This window comes from Citrobacter europaeus, from assembly GCA_020099315.1.
Lineage (GTDB): Bacteria > Pseudomonadota > Gammaproteobacteria > Enterobacterales > Enterobacteriaceae > Citrobacter > Citrobacter europaeus.
In genome coordinates, this window is sequence record CP083650.1 from 1,653,840 (window position 1) to 1,672,503 (window position 18,664).

Here is an 18,664-nt window from a genome sequence, read left to right on the forward strand (position 1 = left end):
ACCGGTGCATATTACCGCACACTTCCTGTTACAGGGAGGTGACTGATGAAAATAACAACGGTTGGTACGTGTGCATTATTCGGCATTCTCCCGCTTATGCTCTTACCTGGGCTACCTGACATGCTGTGCATCAGCGTCGTATTTTGCCTGGCATGCTTGCTCTGTCTTATTTCTCGCAGGCCTGTATGTTTCGCCGGTGTAACTCTGCTGTTTTTTCTTTGGGGCGTTCTCGCCGCGAAAGATGCGCTGTGGGCCGGTAATACGCTGCCTGCGAAAACCCAGCAGGCTATCGTGCGGATAACCGCAACCGATAACATGACAACGCACTACGGCCAGATCACGCATCTGCAGGGGAAGCGGATATTTCCCGCCATCGGAATTATTCTGTATGGACAGTACTTACCCGACGGCGTTTGCGCGGGTCAGACATGGGCGATGACGCTGAAGGTTCGTGCTGTACATGGCCAATTGAACGAGGGCGGGTTTGATAGCCAGCGTTACGCGTTGGCGCAGCACCTGCCGCTGACGGGAAGATTTTTGCAGGCTTCGGTTATCTCACCACAATGCAGTTTGCGTTCGCGGTATCTCTCCTCGCTGAAAACTGCGCTCGCCGATTATCCCTGGCAGCAAGTCATATTGGGTCTGGGAATGGGTGAGCGTTTATCGGTGTCACAAGAGGTGAAAACCATTATGCGTGATACCGGTACGACCCATTTGATGGCGATTTCCGGGCTGCATATTGCGTTTGCCGCACTTCTGGCTGCAGGGTTAGTTCGCGCGGGACAATTTTTTATGCCAGCCAGTTGGATTTGCTGGCAGGTTCCTTTAGTGGGTGGGGTAGTCTGTGCAACATTCTATGCCTGGCTAACGGGACTACAGCCCCCGGCATTACGGACGGTTGTTGCGCTGCTGGTCTGGGGGGCGCTAAAACTCAGTGGCAGGCAGTGGAGTGGATGGTCGGTTTTGGTCTGCTGTCTGGCAGCCATTCTGGTGGTGGATCCTGTCGCCGTTCTTTCACAGAGTCTGTGGTTGTCTGCTTTTGCCGTTGCGGCACAGCTGTTCTGGTATCAATGGGTTCCAATGCCAGATTGGCCGCTATCGCGCGTTGGACGTCAATTTCTGGCGCTTGCTCATTTGCAATTGGGAATTACGCTTCTGCTTCTGCCAGTACAAATCGCGATGTTTCATGGTTTCAGCCTGACCTCATTTCTGGCGAATTTATTCGCCGTACCTCTGGTCACCTTTATTTCCGTACCGTTGATATTAGCAGGCATGATCGTGCATTTAACCGGGCTGGCGATGATTGAATCGGGCTTGTGGTATTCAGCAGATCGCTCGCTGGCGCTGTTATTTTGGGGGCTCAGGAGCCTGCCTGAAGGGTGGATCAATATTGATGCACGTTGGCAATGGCTTGCATTTTTACCCGCACTCCTGCTCATCGTATATCGATTGAACGTCTGGCGAACGCTACCGGTAGTTTGTGTCACAGTGCCCCTTTTATTGAGCAGCCCGTTCTGGCAAACGTCACGTACTGACGTGTGGCAAGTGCATATGCTGGATGTCGGGCAGGGGCTGGCGATGGTGATTGCGCGTAATGGGAAAGCGCTGCTTTACGATACTGGTCTGGCATGGCCTGAAGGCGATAGCGCGCAACAGCTGATTATTCCCTGGCTACGCTGGCACAATCTGGAGCCGCAAGGGGTAATTTTAAGCCATGAGCATATGGATCACCGGGGTGGGTTGCGCTCGCTGCAGCAAGCCTGGCCGTCGTTATGGATAAGAAGTCCATTAGGTTGGGAAGGGCATCGTCCGTGCTTTCGTGGGGAACGTTGGCAGTGGCAAGGGTTAACCTTCACTGCGCACTGGCCGGTACGTGGAAACACAGATGCGGGGAATAACCACTCCTGCGTGGTAAAGGTCGATGATGGGAATCAGAGTATTCTGCTGACCGGCGATATTGAGTCTCCCGCTGAACAAAAAATGCTAAGTCACTATTGGCAGCATCTGCAGTCTACGGTGGTGCAGGTTCCGCATCATGGCAGCAATACCTCATCATCACTGGCGCTGATTCAGCGGGTGGGCGGACAGGCCGCGTTAGCCTCGGCATCCCGTTATAATGCCTGGCGTCTACCGTCCTGGAAAGTGGAGCAACGTTATCGACAACAAAATTATCAATGGCTGGATACACCACATCAGGGGCAGATTACGCTGGATTTTTATCCAAAAAACTGGCGAGTACGCAGCTTGCGGGATCAGATTTTACCTCGTTGGTATCATCAGTGGTTTGGCGTGTCGGATGATAACGGGTAGAATATGCGGCTATTCTAACAAATGCTGGTTTTTTGAATGCATAACGATAAAGATCTCTCTACGTGGCAGACGTTTCGCCGACTATGGCCAACCATAGCGCCTTTTAAATCGGGTCTGATCGTGGCGGGTATAGCGTTAATACTTAACGCGGCCAGCGATACCTTCATGCTATCGCTCCTTAAGCCATTACTGGATGATGGTTTTGGTAAAACGGATCGCTCGGTGCTGCTGTGGATGCCGCTGGTGGTCATTGGACTAATGGTTCTCCGCGGCTTTACCAGCTATGTTTCTAGTTACTGCATCTCATGGGTGTCAGGCAAAGTGGTCATGACCATGCGTCGCCGCTTGTTTGGTCATATGATGGGTATGCCGGTCTCCTTTTTTGATAAGCAGTCTACAGGTACGCTGCTGTCACGTATTACCTATGATTCAGAGCAGGTAGCGTCCTCGTCTTCCGGCGCGCTGATCACCGTGGTACGTGAAGGGGCTTCAATTATTGGCCTGTTTATCATGATGTTTTATTACAGCTGGCAACTGTCGTTGATCCTGATTGTACTGGCGCCAATTGTTTCAGTGGCTATTCGTATAGTTTCTAAGCGCTTTCGTAGCATCAGTAAAAACATGCAAAACACCATGGGGCAGGTTACGACCAGTGCGGAGCAGATGCTAAAAGGGCACAAAGAAGTTCTGATTTTTGGTGGTCAGGAAGTCGAAACCAAGCGCTTCGATAAAGTCAGCAACAAGATGCGCTTGCAGGGCATGAAGATGGTTTCTGCCTCTTCTATCTCCGATCCTATCATCCAGCTGATCGCGTCTCTGGCGCTGGCCTTCGTGTTGTATGCAGCCAGCTTCCCAAGCGTGATGGAAAACCTGACAGCAGGGACAATTACGGTTGTCTTCTCGTCAATGATCGCGCTGATGCGTCCATTGAAATCGCTGACCAACGTCAACGCGCAGTTCCAGCGCGGTATGGCGGCATGCCAGACCTTATTTACGATTCTGGATAGCGAGCAGGAAAAAGACGAAGGTACACGCGTAATCGAACGTGCTACCGGTAATCTTGAGTTCCGCAACGTGACTTTCACCTATCCAGGACGTGAAGTGCCTGCGCTGCGCAACATCAACCTGAACATTCCAGCGGGCAAAACCGTTGCTTTGGTTGGGCGTTCGGGGTCAGGTAAATCCACCATCGCCAGCCTGATTACGCGCTTCTACGATATTGATGAAGGGCAGATCCTGATGGACGGACACGATCTACGCGAATATACCCTGGCATCCCTGCGCGATCAGGTTGCATTGGTTTCGCAGAATGTGCACCTGTTTAACGATACGGTTGCCAACAACATCGCCTATGCGCGTACCGATTTGTACAGCCGCGAGCAGATCGAAAAAGCGGCGCAAATGGCCTACGCCATGGATTTCATCAATAAGATGGACAATGGCCTCGATACGGTGATTGGCGAAAACGGCGTCCTGCTTTCCGGTGGTCAGCGCCAGCGTATCGCTATCGCGCGCGCCTTGTTGCGTGACAGTCCGATTCTGATCCTTGATGAAGCAACGTCGGCACTCGATACCGAATCTGAACGCGCGATTCAGGCTGCTCTGGATGAGTTACAGAAAAACCGTACTTCTCTGGTGATTGCCCACCGCCTTTCTACCATTGAACAGGCGGATGAAATCATCGTGGTGGAAGACGGTATTATTGTTGAGCGCGGAACCCATAGCGAGCTTATTGAGCAGCGTGGGGTGTATGCGCAATTACACAAAATGCAATTCGGTCAATGATCGCTCGAATCTGGTCTGGTGAGTCGCCGCTGTGGCGACTGTTACTCCCACTCTCCTGGTTGTATGGCCTGGTGAGTGGCGGGATCCGTTTATGCTACAAGCTTGGGATTAAACGCGCGTGGCGTGCGCCAGTACCGGTTGTGGTGGTCGGAAACCTTACCGCCGGCGGCAATGGCAAAACACCGGTGGTGATTTGGCTGGTTGAACAACTACGGCAACGTGGGATCCGCGTGGGCGTGGTGTCGCGTGGTTATGGCGGGAAAGCGCCTGCTTATCCGCTGTTGCTGACCGCTGATACTACTACCGCAGAAGCGGGCGATGAACCGGTGCTGATCGCCCAACGTACCGGCGTGCCGGTGGCGGTATCCCCGGTAAGATCGGATGCGGTAAAAGCCATTTTGGCCCAACATGACGTGCAGATTATTGTGACAGACGATGGTCTACAGCACTATCGTCTGGCGCGAGATGTTGAAATCGTGGTTATTGATGGCGAACGTCGGTTTGGCAATGGCTGGTGGCTTCCCGCTGGTCCTATGCGGGAGCGCGCAGGTCGGCTTAAATCGGTTGATGCGACTATCGTTAACGGTGGCGTTGCGCAGCCAGGGGAAATCCCTATGCGACTTGAACCGGGGCTGGCCGTTAATTTACGCACGGGTGAACGCCGCGATGTGGCGCAGTTGACCAATATTGTCGCCATGGCGGGCATTGGCCACCCACCGCGTTATTTTGCCACGCTGCAAGCGTGTGGTGCCAGCATACAAAAAAGCATTGCGCTGGCAGACCATCAGTCTCTGACCTACAGTGACGTCAGTGCGTTTGTAGACGCCGGACAAACGCTGGTAATGACGGAAAAAGATGCGGTTAAGTGCCGGGCATTTGCCGATGAAAACTGGTGGTATTTACCTGTTGACGCTCATTTGTCAGGCGATCGGCCTGATGTGTTGTTGGATAACTTAATCTCGCTGACTCGCTAACTGATTCACGCTGCGGCAGCGAATCATTTATGAGGCCATAAATGTCGTTGCCGCGTCTTTCTTTGACGGATGCCCGTCATCTTCACCTTGCCGCTCAAGGGCTGCTGAAAAAAACACGCCGTCGGGCAACCCCAGCAGATATTCTTACCACCATTTCTCGCATGTCGTTACTGCAAATCGATACCATCAATATTGTGGCGCGCAGCCCTTACCTGGTGCTGTTTAGTCGTTTGGGCGATTATTCCCCCCAGTGGCTGGATGACGCATTGCAGCAGGGCGCATTGATGGAATACTGGGCGCACGAGGCCTGCTTTTTGCCGCGCAGCGACTTTATGCTGATACGCCACCGCATGCTGGCCCCGGAGAAAATGGGCTGGAAATATAAAGCGGCATGGATGAAAGAACATGCGCATGAAATTGAGCAACTGCTCCAGCACATCCAACATAACGGACCAGTACGCTCTGCCGATTTTGAGCATCCGCGCAAGGGGGCCAGCGGCTGGTGGGAATGGAAGCCGCATAAGCGTCATCTTGAAGGGCTGTTCACTGCCGGGAAAGTCATGGTGGTGGAAAGGCGTAATTTCCAGCGAGTGTATGATCTAACCCATCGCGTCATGCCGCACTGGGATGATGAACGCGACCTGCTTTCGCAGGAGGATGCTGAAAGCGCCATGCTGGATAACAGCGCCCGTAGCCTGGGGATTTTTCGCGAACAGTGGCTGGCAGACTACTACCGTCTCAAGCGCCCGGCGCTAAAAAACTGGTGTAACGTGCGCGCGCAGCAGCAACAAATTATTCCTGTCGACGTCGAAGGGCTGGGAACCCTGTGGCTGCACAGTCACTTTCAGCCGCTGCTGGAGCAGGCGCTGGCGGGTAAATTAACGGCGACCCATAGCGCAGTATTATCGCCCTTTGATCCGGTGGTTTGGGATCGTAAACGGGCAGAACAGCTATTCGATTTTAGCTACCGGCTGGAATGTTATACACCGGCGCCGAAACGTCAGTATGGTTATTTCGTCCTGCCGTTGCTGCATCGCGGGCAATTAGTTGGGCGGATGGATGCCAAAATGCACCGCAAAACGGGCGTGCTGGATGTGATTTCATTGTGGTTACAGGATGGCGTCAAACCTGGGGTTACTCTGCAAAAAGGATTGTTTCAGGCGATTGATGATTTTGCCCGCTGGCAGCAGGCAACACGCGTGACGCTGGGACGCTATCCTGAAGGTTTATTTGCTGATGTACGCCATGGTTGGGAAATAGACCCAGCCCTTTAAGCGATTATGTTAATATTTACGGATTCACAATCCGGTCCATCTGGAGGAACTATGGATCATCGTCTGCTTGAAATCATTGCCTGCCCGGTATGCAATGGCAAACTCTGGTTTAACCAGGAAAAACAGGAACTGATTTGTAAACTGGATAACCTTGCTTTCCCACTGCGTGATGGTATTCCCGTTTTACTGGAAACTGAAGCCCGCGTTCTGACTGCTGATGAGAGTAAATCATGAGTTTTGTGGTCATTATTCCTGCGCGATATGCGTCCACACGTTTGCCGGGCAAGCCGCTGTTGGATATCAACGGCAAGCCGATGATCGTGCATGTTCTGGAGCGTGCGCGTGAATCTGGCGCTGAACGTATTATCGTTGCGACCGATCACGAAGATGTCGCTCGCGCGGTAGAAGCGGTGGGTGGCGAAGTATGCATGACTCGCGCCGATCACCAGTCCGGTACGGAGCGTCTGGCGGAAGTCGTTGAGAAATGTGGTTTTAGCGATGATACCGTTATTGTGAACGTACAGGGTGATGAGCCGATGATCCCGGCGGTCATTATTCGCCAGGTCGCAGAGAATCTGGCGCAGCGCCAGGTCGGTATGGCGACACTTGCGGCCCCGATTCACAGTGCGGAAGAGGCATTTAACCCGAATGCGGTAAAAGTCGTTCTGGACGCCGAAGGGTATGCGCTCTATTTTTCACGCGCGACCATCCCGTGGGATCGCGATCGTTTTGCCAGGAGCCTGGAAACGGTGGGTGACACCTTCCTGCGCCATCTGGGTATTTACGGCTATCGCGCCGGTTTTATCCGCCGCTATGTTAACTGGCAGCCCAGCCCGCTTGAGCATATTGAAATGCTGGAGCAGCTACGTGTGCTGTGGTACGGCGAAAAAATTCACGTTGCCGTCGCCAAAGAAGTACCCGGTACCGGCGTAGACACTGCCGAAGATCTTGAGCGCGTTCGCGCCGAAATGCGTTAGTTTTTCTCACGACACTCCCCCTGGTAACGCGAATTTTTGGGAGGAGTGTCGTATCGTTACGCTTTCCCCCCACTTTTCTTTTCATCAATTGATCTCATCCGGGTGACATCTGTCTGCACGACGCTCATTATGAAAGCAGTAGCATTTATGAGGGCAATCTGAAATGGAACAGTTGCGTGCCGAACTCAGCCATCTGTTGGGTGAAAAACTCAGTCGTATAGAATGCGTGAATGAAAAAGCGGATACGGCCCTGTGGTCGCTGTATGACAGCCAGGGAAATCCGATGCCGCTGATGGCGAGGAGTTTCACCACGCCGGGTATGGCGCAGCAGCTGGCATGGAAAACCTCCATGCTGGCGCGCAGTGGTACGGTTCGAATGCCCGTCATTTATGGGGTCTTAACGCACGAGGAGCATCCCGGTCCTGATGTGCTGCTGCTTGAGCGTCTACGCGGCGTACCAGTGGAAGCGCCAGCCCGAACGCCTGAACGCTGGGAACATTTGAAAGATCAGATAGTAGAAGGTCTGCTGTCATGGCATCGGCAGGATAGCCGTGGCTGCGTGGGAATGGTGGATAACACGCAAGAGAATATCTGGCCATCCTGGTATCGTCAGCGCGTTGAGGTGCTGTGGACTACGCTAAATCAGTTCAACAATACCGGGCTGACGATGCAGGATAAGCGGATCCTGTTTCGCACCCGTGAGTGTTTGCCCGCCTTATTTGAAGGGTTCAATGATAATTGTGTGCTGATCCACGGTAATTTCAGTTTACGTAGCATGCTCAAAGACGCCCGCAGCGATCAGCTTCTGGCGATGGTGGGACCGGGGTTGATGCTGTGGGCGCCAAGAGAATATGAACTGTTTCGCCTGATGGATAATGCGCTGGCCGAAAGCCTGCTTTGGCAGTACCTGCAACGCGCGCCAGTGGCGGAGTCATTTATCTGGCGGCGCTGGTTGTACGTGTTATGGGATGAGGTCGCGCAACTGGTCAACACCGGACGTTTTAATCGCTCCAACTTTGACCTGGCGACAAAATCATTGCTGCCGTGGCTCGCCTGATGAACACGTGAACATCTTACGTGGCCTACAATTTTGCGCTGAACACGTAGGCCTGATAAGACGCGTCAGCGTCCCCATCAGGCAAAAATGCTATCAATGTTCCGATCCTTTTAGCCACTGCCAGATGCGTCCCAGGGTTTCATAACCCACACGATCGCTATGCATTAGCCAGACAGGTGAAGGAATTGCGCGCTCCCACGGATTAAGCGGTGAATCAATCGCTAACTGATTGGCCGGTGCTGGCAGCGGATGTAGCCCGGCCTGCTGGAAGAAAATCATGGCACGCGGCAAGTGCGAGGCAGAGGTTACCAGCAGGAACGGCGCGTTGCCGATGGCCTGCTTTACCGCTGCGGCTTCTTCTTCGGTATCTTTGGGTTGATCCAGGGTGATGATGTCATCGACTGGTACCCCCAGCGACTGCGCTACGCGGGCTCCCGCTTCTGCAGTACTGACGTTATTGCTCTTTGCCGCAGCACCGGTAAAGATAAGCTTCGATCCCGGGTTAGCACGCCAGAGGCGAATACCTTCATTCAGACGCGGAAGGCTGTTGTTGATCAGGTTAGAACTTGGCGCCCACTGCGGGTTCCAGGTATACCCTCCGCCCAGCACTACAATGTATTCCACTTTTTGCGTATCCTGCCATGTTGGATAACTGTCCTCAATTGGTTTCAGCAGACTGTCGGCGACGGGTTGTAAGCTAAGAAGTAACAGCGCCAGCCAACTCAGGCTAATACACACTTTCCCCGTTTTTTGAAAGCGGCTGAACCAGACCAGCGCCAGGCCGATGCCCATCACAAGCAGCATCAACGGAAGCGGCAGCATCATACCGCCAATCACTTTCTTCAGCGTAAAAAGCATTCTTTTTGGTTCCTTTTTTAACCATACAGCAGGGGATCTGCAGGGATATTACACCAGGAAGGTTCATTCTCGGCGTGGGTGTGACAAAATAGCGGTTTTACTTAGTCACCCTAAAGCCAGTATGTGGAGAGCCCGATGCGGGACCGCAATTTTGATGACATTGCAGAGAAGTTTTCCCGTAACATTTACGGCACCACCAAAGGTCAGCTTCGTCAGACGATCCTCTGGCAGGATTTGGACAAACTTCTTGCCGGCTACGCGGGTCAAACATTGCGTGTGCTTGATGCGGGTGGCGGAGAAGGGCAGACAGCTATTCTGATGGCGCAGCGGGGCCATCACGTTACCTTGTGCGATCTTTCTGCTGAGATGGTGGCGCGAGCGCAACGGGCGGCAGAAGAGCAAGGTGTGAGCGACAACATGCATTTTATACATTGTGCCGCTCAGGACATCCCACAGCATTTGGATTCTCAGGTTGATCTGATATTGTTTCATGCTGTGCTGGAATGGGTGGCCGACCCGCAAGCCGTCTTAAAAACACTGTGGTCGATGTTACGCCCGGGCGGTGCTTTATCGCTGATGTTCTACAATGCAAACGGTCTGTTGATGCGTAATGTGTTGGTCGGTAATTTCGGCTATGTACAGCAGGGAATGTATAAAAAGAAACGGCGCACGTTGTCTCCCGATTTTCCGCGCGACCCTCAGCAGGTCTATGGCTGGCTGGAGGAGATTGGCTGGGAGATAACCGGTAAAACGGGCGTGAGGGTGTTTCATGATTATCTGCGTGATAAACAAAAACAGCATGACTGTTTTGACGCTTTAACAGAAATAGAAACGCGCTATTGTCGCCAGGAGCCGTTTATCAGCCTTGGACGTTATATTCATGTCACCGCGCGCAAACCGCAGATGCAAGGATAATTTATGAGTGAATTTTCCCAGACAGTCCCCGAACTGGTTGCCTGGGCCAGAAAAAATGACTTCTCCATCTCTCTGCCGGTAGACAGACTTTCGTTCCTGCTGGCGGTTGCCACACTAAACGGTGAGCGACTCGACGGCGAGATGAGTGAAGGTGAACTGGTGGATGCGTTCCGCCATGTGAGTGATGCGTTTGAGCAAACCAGCGAAACCATCGGCGTACGCGCCAACAACGCGATCAACGATATGGTGCGTCAACGTCTGCTGAACCGCTTTACCAGCGAGCAGGCGGAAGGCAACGCCATTTACCGTTTAACGCCATTGGGAATTGGCATCACGGATTACTATATTCGTCAGCGTGAATTCTCTACGCTGCGTCTTTCGATGCAGTTGTCGATTGTTGCAGGTGAACTGAAACGCGCGGCGGATGCGGCAGCGGAAGGCGGCGATGAGTTCCACTGGCATCGCAACGTCTATGCGCCATTGAAATACTCAGTGGCGGAGATTTTCGACAGTATTGATCTGACCCAGCGCATCATGGATGAACAGCAGCAGCAGGTAAAAGACGATATTGCGCAACTGCTGAATAAAGACTGGCGGGCGGCTATTTCCAGCTGTGAACTGCTGCTTTCTGAAACGTCTGGTACGCTGCGTGAACTGCAGGATACGCTGGAAGCGGCGGGGGATAAGCTGCAGGCTAACCTGTTACGCATCCAGGACGCTACGATGACACATGACGATTTACATTTCGTCGATCGGCTGGTATTTGACTTACAAAGCAAGCTTGACCGTATTATCAGTTGGGGTCAGCAGTCTATTGATTTGTGGATCGGCTACGATCGTCACGTGCATAAGTTTATCCGTACCGCGATCGATATGGATAAAAACCGTGTCTTTGCCCAGCGTCTGCGTCAGTCCGTGCAGACCTATTTTGACGAACCGTGGGCGCTGACCTATGCCAACGCCGATCGTCTGCTGGATATGCGTGACGAGGAGATGGTGCTGCGTGACGAAGAGGTCACCGGTGAGCTTCCGGCAGATCTGGAATATGAAGAATTTAACGAGATCCGTGAACAACTGGCGGCGATCATCGAAGAACAGTTGGCTATCTACAAATCCAGACAAACACCACTGGATCTCGGTTTAGTAGTGCGCGAGTATCTGGCGCAATACCCACGTGCGCGTCATTTCGACGTCGCGCGTATTGTTATCGATCAGGCGGTACGCCTTGGCGTAGCGCAAGCAGATTTCACCGGACTGCCAGCCAAATGGCAGCCGATTAATGATTACGGAGCCAAGGTACAGGCGCATGTCATTGACAAATATTGAACAAGTGATGCCGGTAAAGCTGGCGCAGGCGCTGGCGAATCCGTTATTTCCGGCGCTGGATAGCGCCTTACGTTCGGGCCGTCATATCGGTCTGGATGAACTGGATAATCATGCCTTCCTGATGGATTTTCAGGAATATTTTGAAGAGTTTTACAGCCGCTATAACGTGGAATTGATCCGTGCGCCGGAAGGGTTCTTCTACCTTCGCCCGCGTTCAACGACGCTCATTCCCCGTTCGGTCCTGTCTGAACTGGACATGATGGTCGGTAAAATTCTTTGCTATCTCTATCTCAGCCCGGAACGTCTGGCGAACGAAGGGATTTTTACTCAGCAAGAGCTGTATGACGAACTGCTAACGCTGGCTGATGAAGCGAAGCTGCTGAAGCTGGTGAACAACCGTTCAACCGGTTCAGACGTTGACCGTCAGAAGCTCCAGGAAAAGGTTCGTTCTTCGTTAAACCGCCTGCGCCGTTTAGGCATGGTGTGGTTTATGGGCCACGACAGCAGCAAATTCCGGATTACGGAATCCGTCTTCCGCTTTGGCGCGGACGTGCGCAGCGGTGACGATCCGCGCGAAGCGCAGCGTCGCTTAATTCGTGATGGCGAAGCGATGCCGGTCGAGAACCGCCTGCAGCTCAACGATGAGCCTGAAGAGAATCAGCCGGACAGTGGAGAAGAAGAATAATGATTGAACGCGGTAAATTTCGCTCACTTACGCTGATTAACTGGAATGGTTTTTTTGCCCGTACGTTCGACCTTGACGAACTGGTTACCACGCTGTCCGGTGGTAACGGTGCGGGTAAATCCACCACCATGGCGGCATTTGTTACGGCACTCATCCCGGACTTAACGCTGCTGCATTTCCGTAACACCACCGAAGCCGGGGCAACCAGCGGTTCACGTGATAAGGGCCTGCACGGTAAGCTGAAGGCGGGTGTCTGTTACTCAATGCTCGATGTCCTCAACTCGCGCCATCAGCGCGTGGTCGTGGGTGTGCGTCTGCAACAGGTTGCCGGTCGCGATCGCAAAGTGGATATCAAACCGTTTGCCATTCAGGGACTGCCGATGTCGGTGCAGCCAACCCAATTGGTGACAGAAACGCTGAATGAACGCCAGGCGCGCGTGCTGTCCCTCTCTGAGCTGAAAGAGAAGCTTGATGAGATGGAAGGCGTGCAGTTTAAGCAGTTCAACTCAATAACTGATTATCACTCGCTGATGTTCGATCTGGGCATCATTGCCCGCCGCCTGCGCTCCGCGTCTGACCGTAGTAAATTCTATCGTCTGATTGAAGCCTCGCTGTACGGCGGGATCTCCAGCGCCATTACCCGTTCACTGCGTGACTACCTGCTACCAGAAAATAGCGGCGTACGTAAAGCGTTCCAGGATATGGAAGCCGCGCTGCGTGAAAACCGTATGACGCTGGAAGCGATTCGTGTAACCCAGTCTGACCGCGACCTGTTTAAGCATTTGATCAGCGAAGCGACCAACTATGTGGCCGCGGATTATATGCGCCACGCCAACGAACGTCGTATTCATCTCGATAAAGCGCTGGAATACCGTCGTGAGCTGCATACTTCACGCAAACAGCTGGCGGCAGAGCAGTATAAGCACGTGGATATGGCGCGCGAGCTGGGTGAGCACAACGGGGCGGAAGGCGATCTGGAAGCGGATTACCAGGCCGCGAGCGATCACCTTAATCTGGTGCAAACCGCGCTGCGTCAGCAGGAAAAAATTGAACGCTATGAAGCGGATCTTGAAGAACTGCAGATCCGGCTTGAAGAACAAAATGAGGTGGTTGCGGAAGCCGTTGACCGCCAGGATGAAAACGAAGCCCGCGCAGAAGCCGCTGAACTGGAAGTGGATGAGCTGAAAAGCCAGCTTGCTGATTACCAGCAGGCGCTGGACGTCCAGCAAACGCGAGCCATCCAGTATACTCAGGCGATCCAGGCGCTGAACCGGGCGAAAGAGCTTTGCCACTTACCGGATCTGACCGCCGACAGCGCTGCCGAATGGCTGGAAACTTTCCAGGCCAAAGAGCAGGAAGCTACTGAAAAACTGCTGACGCTGGAACAAAAAATGAGCGTGGCGCAAACCGCGCACAGTCAGTTCGAACAGGCTTATCAGCTGGTGGCGGCTATCAATGGCCCACTGGCGCGTGGTGAGGCCTGGAGTGTGGCGCGTGAACTGCTACGGGAAGGTGTTGAACAGCGCCATCTGGCGGAACAGGTTCAGCCGTTGCGTATGCGACTCAGCGAGCTGGAGCAGCGTCTGCGCGAACAACAAGACGCCGAGCGTCTACTGGCTGAATTCTGCAAACGTCAGGGTAAACAGTTCGATATCGATGAGCTGGAAGCCCTGCATCAGGAGCTGGAAGCGCGTATCGCCGCCTTGTCGGACAGCGTTTCTTCTGCCAGCGAACAGCGTATGACGTTGCGCCAGGAGCAGGAGCAACTTCAGTCTCGTATCCAGCATCTGATGAAACGCGCGCCTGTCTGGCTGGCCGCGCAAAATAGCCTGAACCAGCTTAGCGAGCAGTGCGGCGAAGAGTTTACCTCAAGCCAGGACGTAACCGAGTATCTGCAACAACTGCTGGAGCGCGAGCGTGAAGCCATTGTTGAGCGTGATGAAGTCGGCGCGCGCAAAACTGCGGTTGATGAAGAGATTGAACGTTTAAGTCAGCCCGGTGGGGCGGAAGATCAGCGCCTGAACGCGCTCGCGGAACGCTTCGGCGGCGTGCTGCTGTCAGAAATCTATGACGACGTTAGCCTTGAAGATGCGCCGTACTTCTCAGCGCTGTATGGACCTTCGCGTCATGCTATCGTGGTGCCGGATCTGTCTCTGATTACCGAACAGCTTGAAGGGCTGACGGATTGCCCGGAAGATCTCTATTTCATTGAAGGGGATCCGCAGTCGTTTGATGACAGCGTGTTCAGCGTCGATGAGCTGGAAAAAGCGGTAGTGGTGAAAACCGCCGAGCGTCAGTGGCGTTATTCCCGCTTCCCGACGGTGCCGATTTTTGGTCGTGCAGCGCGCGAAAGCCGTATCGAAACCCTGCATGCCGAGCGTGAAGGGCTGTCTGAACGTTTCGCCACGCTCTCCTTTGACGTCCAGAAAACCCAGCGTCTGCATCAGGCGTTTAGTCGCTTTATTGGCAGCCATCTGTCGGTGGCGTTTGAAGACGATCCTGAAGCGGAAATTCGCCAACTGAATGGCCGTCGCGTTGAACTGGAACGTGCGCTAACCAATCATGAAAATGATAACCAGCAAAGCCGTATGCAGTTTGAACAGGCGAAAGAGGGAGTATCAGCGCTTAACCGCCTGCTGCCGCGTTTGAATCTGCTGGCGGATGACACGCTGGCCGATCGCGTGGACGAAATTCGCGAGCGTCTGGATGAAGCCCAGGAAGCGGCGCGTTTTGTGCAGCAGCACGGCAATCAGTTAGCCAAACTGGAACCTATCGTTTCTGTTCTGCAAAATGACCCTGAGCAGTTTGAACAGCTGAAGGAAGACTACGCGTATTCCCAGCAAATGCAGCGCGATGCGCGTCAGCAGGCTTTTGCCCTGACCGAAGTGGTGCAGCGTCGGGCGCATTTCAGCTATTCCGACTCTGCCGAAATGCTTAGCGGCAACAGCGATCTGAACGAAAAACTGCGTGAGCGCCTGGAACAGGCGGAAGCGGAACGTACTCGCGCCCGTGAAGCGCTACGCAGCCACGCCGCACAGTTAAGCCAGTACAACCAGGTCATGGCGTCGCTGAAAAGCTCCTATGACACCAAAAAAGAGCTGCTTAACGATTTACAACGTGAACTGCAGGATATCGGTGTTCGTGCGGACAGTGGTGCCGAAGAGCGCGCGCGTATTCGTCGTGATGAACTACATGCGCAGCTCAGCAATAACCGTGCACGCCGTAACCAACTGGAAAAAGCTCTGACCTTCTGCGAAGCGGAGATGGACAACCTGACCCGCAGGCTGCGCAAGCTGGAACGTGATTATTTTGAGATGCGCGAGCAGGTGGTTACCGCAAAAGCTGGATGGTGTGCGGTGATGCGGATGGTGAAAGATAACGGCGTTGAACGCCGCCTGCACCGTCGTGAGCTGGCGTACCTTTCCGGTGATGAACTGCGTTCGATGTCGGATAAGGCGCTCGGTGCGCTGCGTCTGGCGGTTGCGGATAACGAACACCTGCGCGATGTGCTGCGCATGTCTGAAGATCCAAAACGCCCAGAGCGTAAAATTCAGTTCTTTGTCGCGGTTTACCAGCATCTGCGTGAACGTATTCGCCAGGATATTATCCGTACCGACGATCCGGTTGAAGCCATCGAACAGATGGAGATTGAGCTGAGCCGTCTGACGGAAGAATTGACTTCCCGCGAACAGAAGCTGGCGATCAGCTCTCGCAGCGTGGCAAATATCATCCGTAAGACCATTCAGCGCGAACAGAACCGTATTCGCATGCTGAACCAGGGACTGCAAAGCGTGTCGTTTGGCCAGGTAAACAGCGTTCGTCTGAACGTCAACGTACGTGAGACGCATGCTACCTTGCTGGACGTACTTTCCGAACAGCATGAACAGCACCAGGATCTGTTTAACAGTAATCGCCTGACCTTCTCTGAAGCGCTGGCGAAGCTGTATCAGCGTCTGAATCCGCAAATTGATATGGGGCAACGTACGCCGCAAACCATTGGTGAAGAGCTGCTGGATTACCGTAACTATCTGGAAATGGAAGTTGAGGTTAACCGTGGCTCTGACGGCTGGCTGCGAGCTGAATCTGGCGCGCTGTCAACGGGTGAAGCGATCGGGACCGGGATGTCTATTCTGGTGATGGTTGTACAAAGCTGGGAAGACGAAGGGCGTAGATTACGCGGGAAAGATATTTCTCCTTGCCGTCTGCTGTTCCTTGATGAAGCTGCGCGACTCGATGCGCGCTCTATCGCGACCCTGTTTGAACTGTGCGAGCGTCTGCAAATGCAGCTGATTATCGCCGCGCCGGAAAACATCAGCCCAGAGAAAGGCACTACCTATAAACTGGTGCGTAAAGTCTTCCAGAACACCGAACACGTTCACGTGGTGGGTCTGCGCGGGTTTGCGCCTCAGTTACCTGAGCCGCTCCCTGGCACCGAAGATGCTTCCTCGCAGGCAAGCTAAACAAAAAGGCGGCTAAATGGCCGCCTTCTTTTTTTCCGAAAATTCTCAATACCTGGTGTAATTTCTTTAGACTTCTTTACATTAGGTTAGGCAAAAACTTTTTCATGTTTATATACTAAAGGTAAGCCTAACGCGTCACAGGCTTGCTCGTCATACTTCAGCTTGTATTGGCGTTTTACAGGTCCGACCCCGTTAAAATAAAAGGGGAATACACACGGCCTGGCTACTCAAAGTATGATAAAGAAAACAGGGGGCAAGGGATGTTGCTTAATAAAATGTGTGGTCGTCGGCTGTCGGCAATCAGTTTGTGCCTGGCCGTAACATTCGCTCCACTGTTCAATGCGCAGGCCGATGAGCCTGAAATGATCCCTGGCGATAGCTCAGCGACCGTCAGTGAACAGCCAACAGCGTTATCACAGCCGCAGGTTCAATCTTCCGCGACGGCTATCATGGCGGGTATTCAACCGCTGCCTGAGGGTGTGTCAGTTGATAACGCCCGCGCTGAACTACAATCTCAACTTCCAGCGGGCTATACGCCGGTGTATATGAGCCAGTTGGAACTGCTGTATGCCGCACGCGAAATGAAACCGATGTGGGAAAATCGTGATGCGGTAAAAGCCTTTCAGCAACAGTTAGCCGAGGTGGCGATTGCCGGTTTTCAGCCGCAGTTTACTACCTGGGTCGCACTTCTGACTGATCCGGCAGTTACGGGCCAGGCGCGGGACATCGTCCTCTCTGATGCGATGATGGGCTATCTGCACTTTATCGCCAACATCCCCGTCAAAGGTAATCGCTGGCTCTATAGTAATAAGCCCTATGCGCTGACGACCCCGCCAATTTCCGTGATCAATCAGTGGCAGGTGGCGCTGGATAATGGTCAACTGACTTCGTTTATTGCCAACCTGGCGCCTCAGCATCCACAGTATGCGGCAATGCATGAATCGCTGCTCAAGCTGGTGGGCGATACGCGCCCCTGGCCGCAGTTAACCAGTACCGCAACGCTGCGCCCGGGAGAGTGGAGTAACGACATCCCTGCGCTGCGTGAAATTTTACGCCGCACCGGGATGCTGGAATCCGTTGTCAGTCCGGCTGCCAAAGAAGGTCGTAGCGCTTACGATCGTGAACTTGTTGACGCGGTAAAGCGTTTTCAGACGTGGCAGGGGCTTGGAGCCGATGGTGCGATTGGCCCTGCGACGCGTGACTGGCTGAACGTGACGCCGGCTCAGCGTGCGGGGGTGCTGGCATTAAATATTCAGCGCTTGCGCCTGCTGCCTGGTGAGTTGTCTACCGGTATCATGGTGAACATTCCTGCCTACTCGCTGGTTTATTATCAGAACGGCAATCAGGTGCTGGCCTCGCGCGTGATCGTCGGGCGTCCCGATCGTAAAACGCCAATGATGAGCAGCGCGCTGAATAACGTAGTCGTTAACCCGCCGTGGAACGTGCCGCCAACGCTGGCCCGAAAAGATATCCTGCCTAAGGTCTGGAATGATCCGGGGTATCTTGAGCGTCACGGTTATACCGTGATGCGCGGCTGGAACAGCAAAGAGACGATAGATCCGTGGCAGGTAGACTGGGCTACCATCACTGCCTCCAATCTGCCGTTCCGCTTCCAGCAGGCTCCGGGAGCGCGTAACTCGCTCGGACGCTATAAATTCAACATGCCGAGTTCGGACGCTATTTATCTGCACGACACGCCGAACCACAATCTGTTCCAGAAGGATACGCGGGCATTAAGCTCCGGCTGCGTGCGGGTGAATAAGGCCTCTGAGCTGGCAAATATGCTGCTACAGGATGCGGGCTGGAATGATACACGCATCTCGGATGCCCTGAAGCAAGGGGATACGCGGTACGTGAATATTCGCCAGAATATCCCGGTCAACCTCTACTATCTGACCGCATTTGTTGGCCCGGATGGTCGTACGCAGTATCGTACAGATATTTACAATTACGATCTGACAGCGCGATCCAGTGCACAAATTGTGTCAAAAGCCGAACAATTAATCAGATAAATGAAGCAGTTCGAGGAAAATGATTGTCGTA

General features: G+C 53.5%; 13 protein-coding genes. 12 read left to right on the plus strand and 1 reads right to left on the minus strand.

Translation table 11 applies throughout. The annotated features are described in order from the left end of the window. Nucleotides 1–45: 45 nt before the first annotated feature. The 7 genes from LA337_07745 (at nt 46) to LA337_07775 (ending at nt 8,377) form a co-directional block, all read left to right on the plus strand. Nucleotides 46–2,310, plus strand: a complete 2,265-nt coding sequence (locus tag LA337_07745) for a ComEC family protein (protein UBI17578.1) — start codon at nt 46–48, stop codon at nt 2,308–2,310. 36 nt (nt 2,311–2,346) lie between these two features. After that, complete coding sequence (msbA, locus tag LA337_07750) at nt 2,347–4,095, plus strand: lipid A ABC transporter ATP-binding protein/permease MsbA (GenBank protein ID UBI17579.1); 1,749 nt, start codon at nt 2,347–2,349, stop codon at nt 4,093–4,095. Further along, nucleotides 4,092–5,069: a tetraacyldisaccharide 4'-kinase gene (gene lpxK, locus LA337_07755; protein ID UBI17580.1), complete on the plus strand. Its 978-nt coding sequence runs from the start codon at nt 4,092–4,094 to the stop codon at nt 5,067–5,069. The genes msbA and lpxK overlap by 4 nt, the downstream gene beginning before the upstream one ends. Nucleotides 5,070–5,110: 41 nt before the next feature. Further along, nucleotides 5,111–6,343, plus strand: coding sequence for a winged helix-turn-helix domain-containing protein (locus LA337_07760; GenBank protein UBI17581.1), 1,233 nt, complete (start codon nt 5,111–5,113; stop codon nt 6,341–6,343). 51 nt (nt 6,344–6,394) lie between these two features. Continuing rightward, entirely contained in the window at nt 6,395–6,577 is a 183-nt protein-coding gene (gene ycaR, locus LA337_07765) for a protein YcaR (protein UBI17582.1), read from the plus strand. Beyond that, on the plus strand, nt 6,574–7,320 hold the full coding sequence (gene kdsB / locus LA337_07770; protein ID UBI17583.1) for a 3-deoxy-manno-octulosonate cytidylyltransferase: 747 nt from the start codon (nt 6,574–6,576) through the stop codon (nt 7,318–7,320). Before ycaR ends, kdsB begins: the two co-directional genes overlap by 4 nt. Before the next feature lie 163 nt (nt 7,321–7,483). After that, nucleotides 7,484–8,377: a YcbJ family phosphotransferase gene (locus tag LA337_07775; protein UBI17584.1), complete on the plus strand. Its 894-nt coding sequence runs from the start codon at nt 7,484–7,486 to the stop codon at nt 8,375–8,377. Between the two features lie 93 nt (nt 8,378–8,470). On the opposite strand, the gene elyC is transcribed toward LA337_07775, so the two are convergent. Further along, nucleotides 8,471–9,235 (minus strand): envelope biogenesis factor ElyC, encoded by a 765-nt coding sequence (gene elyC / locus LA337_07780; GenBank protein UBI17585.1) that lies wholly within the window; start codon nt 9,233–9,235, stop codon nt 8,471–8,473. Between the two features lie 135 nt (nt 9,236–9,370). On the opposite strand from elyC, the gene cmoM reads away from it, so the two are divergent. From cmoM to ldtD, 5 genes are all read left to right on the plus strand, one after another. Next, on the plus strand, nt 9,371–10,150 hold the full coding sequence (cmoM, locus tag LA337_07785; GenBank protein UBI17586.1) for a tRNA uridine 5-oxyacetic acid(34) methyltransferase CmoM: 780 nt from the start codon (nt 9,371–9,373) through the stop codon (nt 10,148–10,150). A gap of 3 nt (nt 10,151–10,153) precedes the next feature. Next, nucleotides 10,154–11,476: a chromosome partition protein MukF gene (gene mukF / locus LA337_07790; protein UBI17587.1), complete on the plus strand. Its 1,323-nt coding sequence runs from the start codon at nt 10,154–10,156 to the stop codon at nt 11,474–11,476. Beyond that, entirely contained in the window at nt 11,457–12,161 is a 705-nt protein-coding gene (gene mukE / locus LA337_07795; GenBank protein UBI17588.1) for a chromosome partition protein MukE, read from the plus strand. The genes mukF and mukE overlap by 20 nt, the downstream gene beginning before the upstream one ends. Then, nucleotides 12,161–16,621 (plus strand): chromosome partition protein MukB, encoded by a 4,461-nt coding sequence (mukB, locus tag LA337_07800; protein UBI17589.1) that lies wholly within the window; start codon nt 12,161–12,163, stop codon nt 16,619–16,621. The genes mukE and mukB overlap by 1 nt, the downstream gene beginning before the upstream one ends. 260 nt (nt 16,622–16,881) lie before the next feature. Then, nucleotides 16,882–18,633: a L,D-transpeptidase gene (ldtD, locus tag LA337_07805; GenBank protein ID UBI17590.1), complete on the plus strand. Its 1,752-nt coding sequence runs from the start codon at nt 16,882–16,884 to the stop codon at nt 18,631–18,633. The last annotated feature ends 31 nt before the right edge of the window (nt 18,634–18,664 follow it).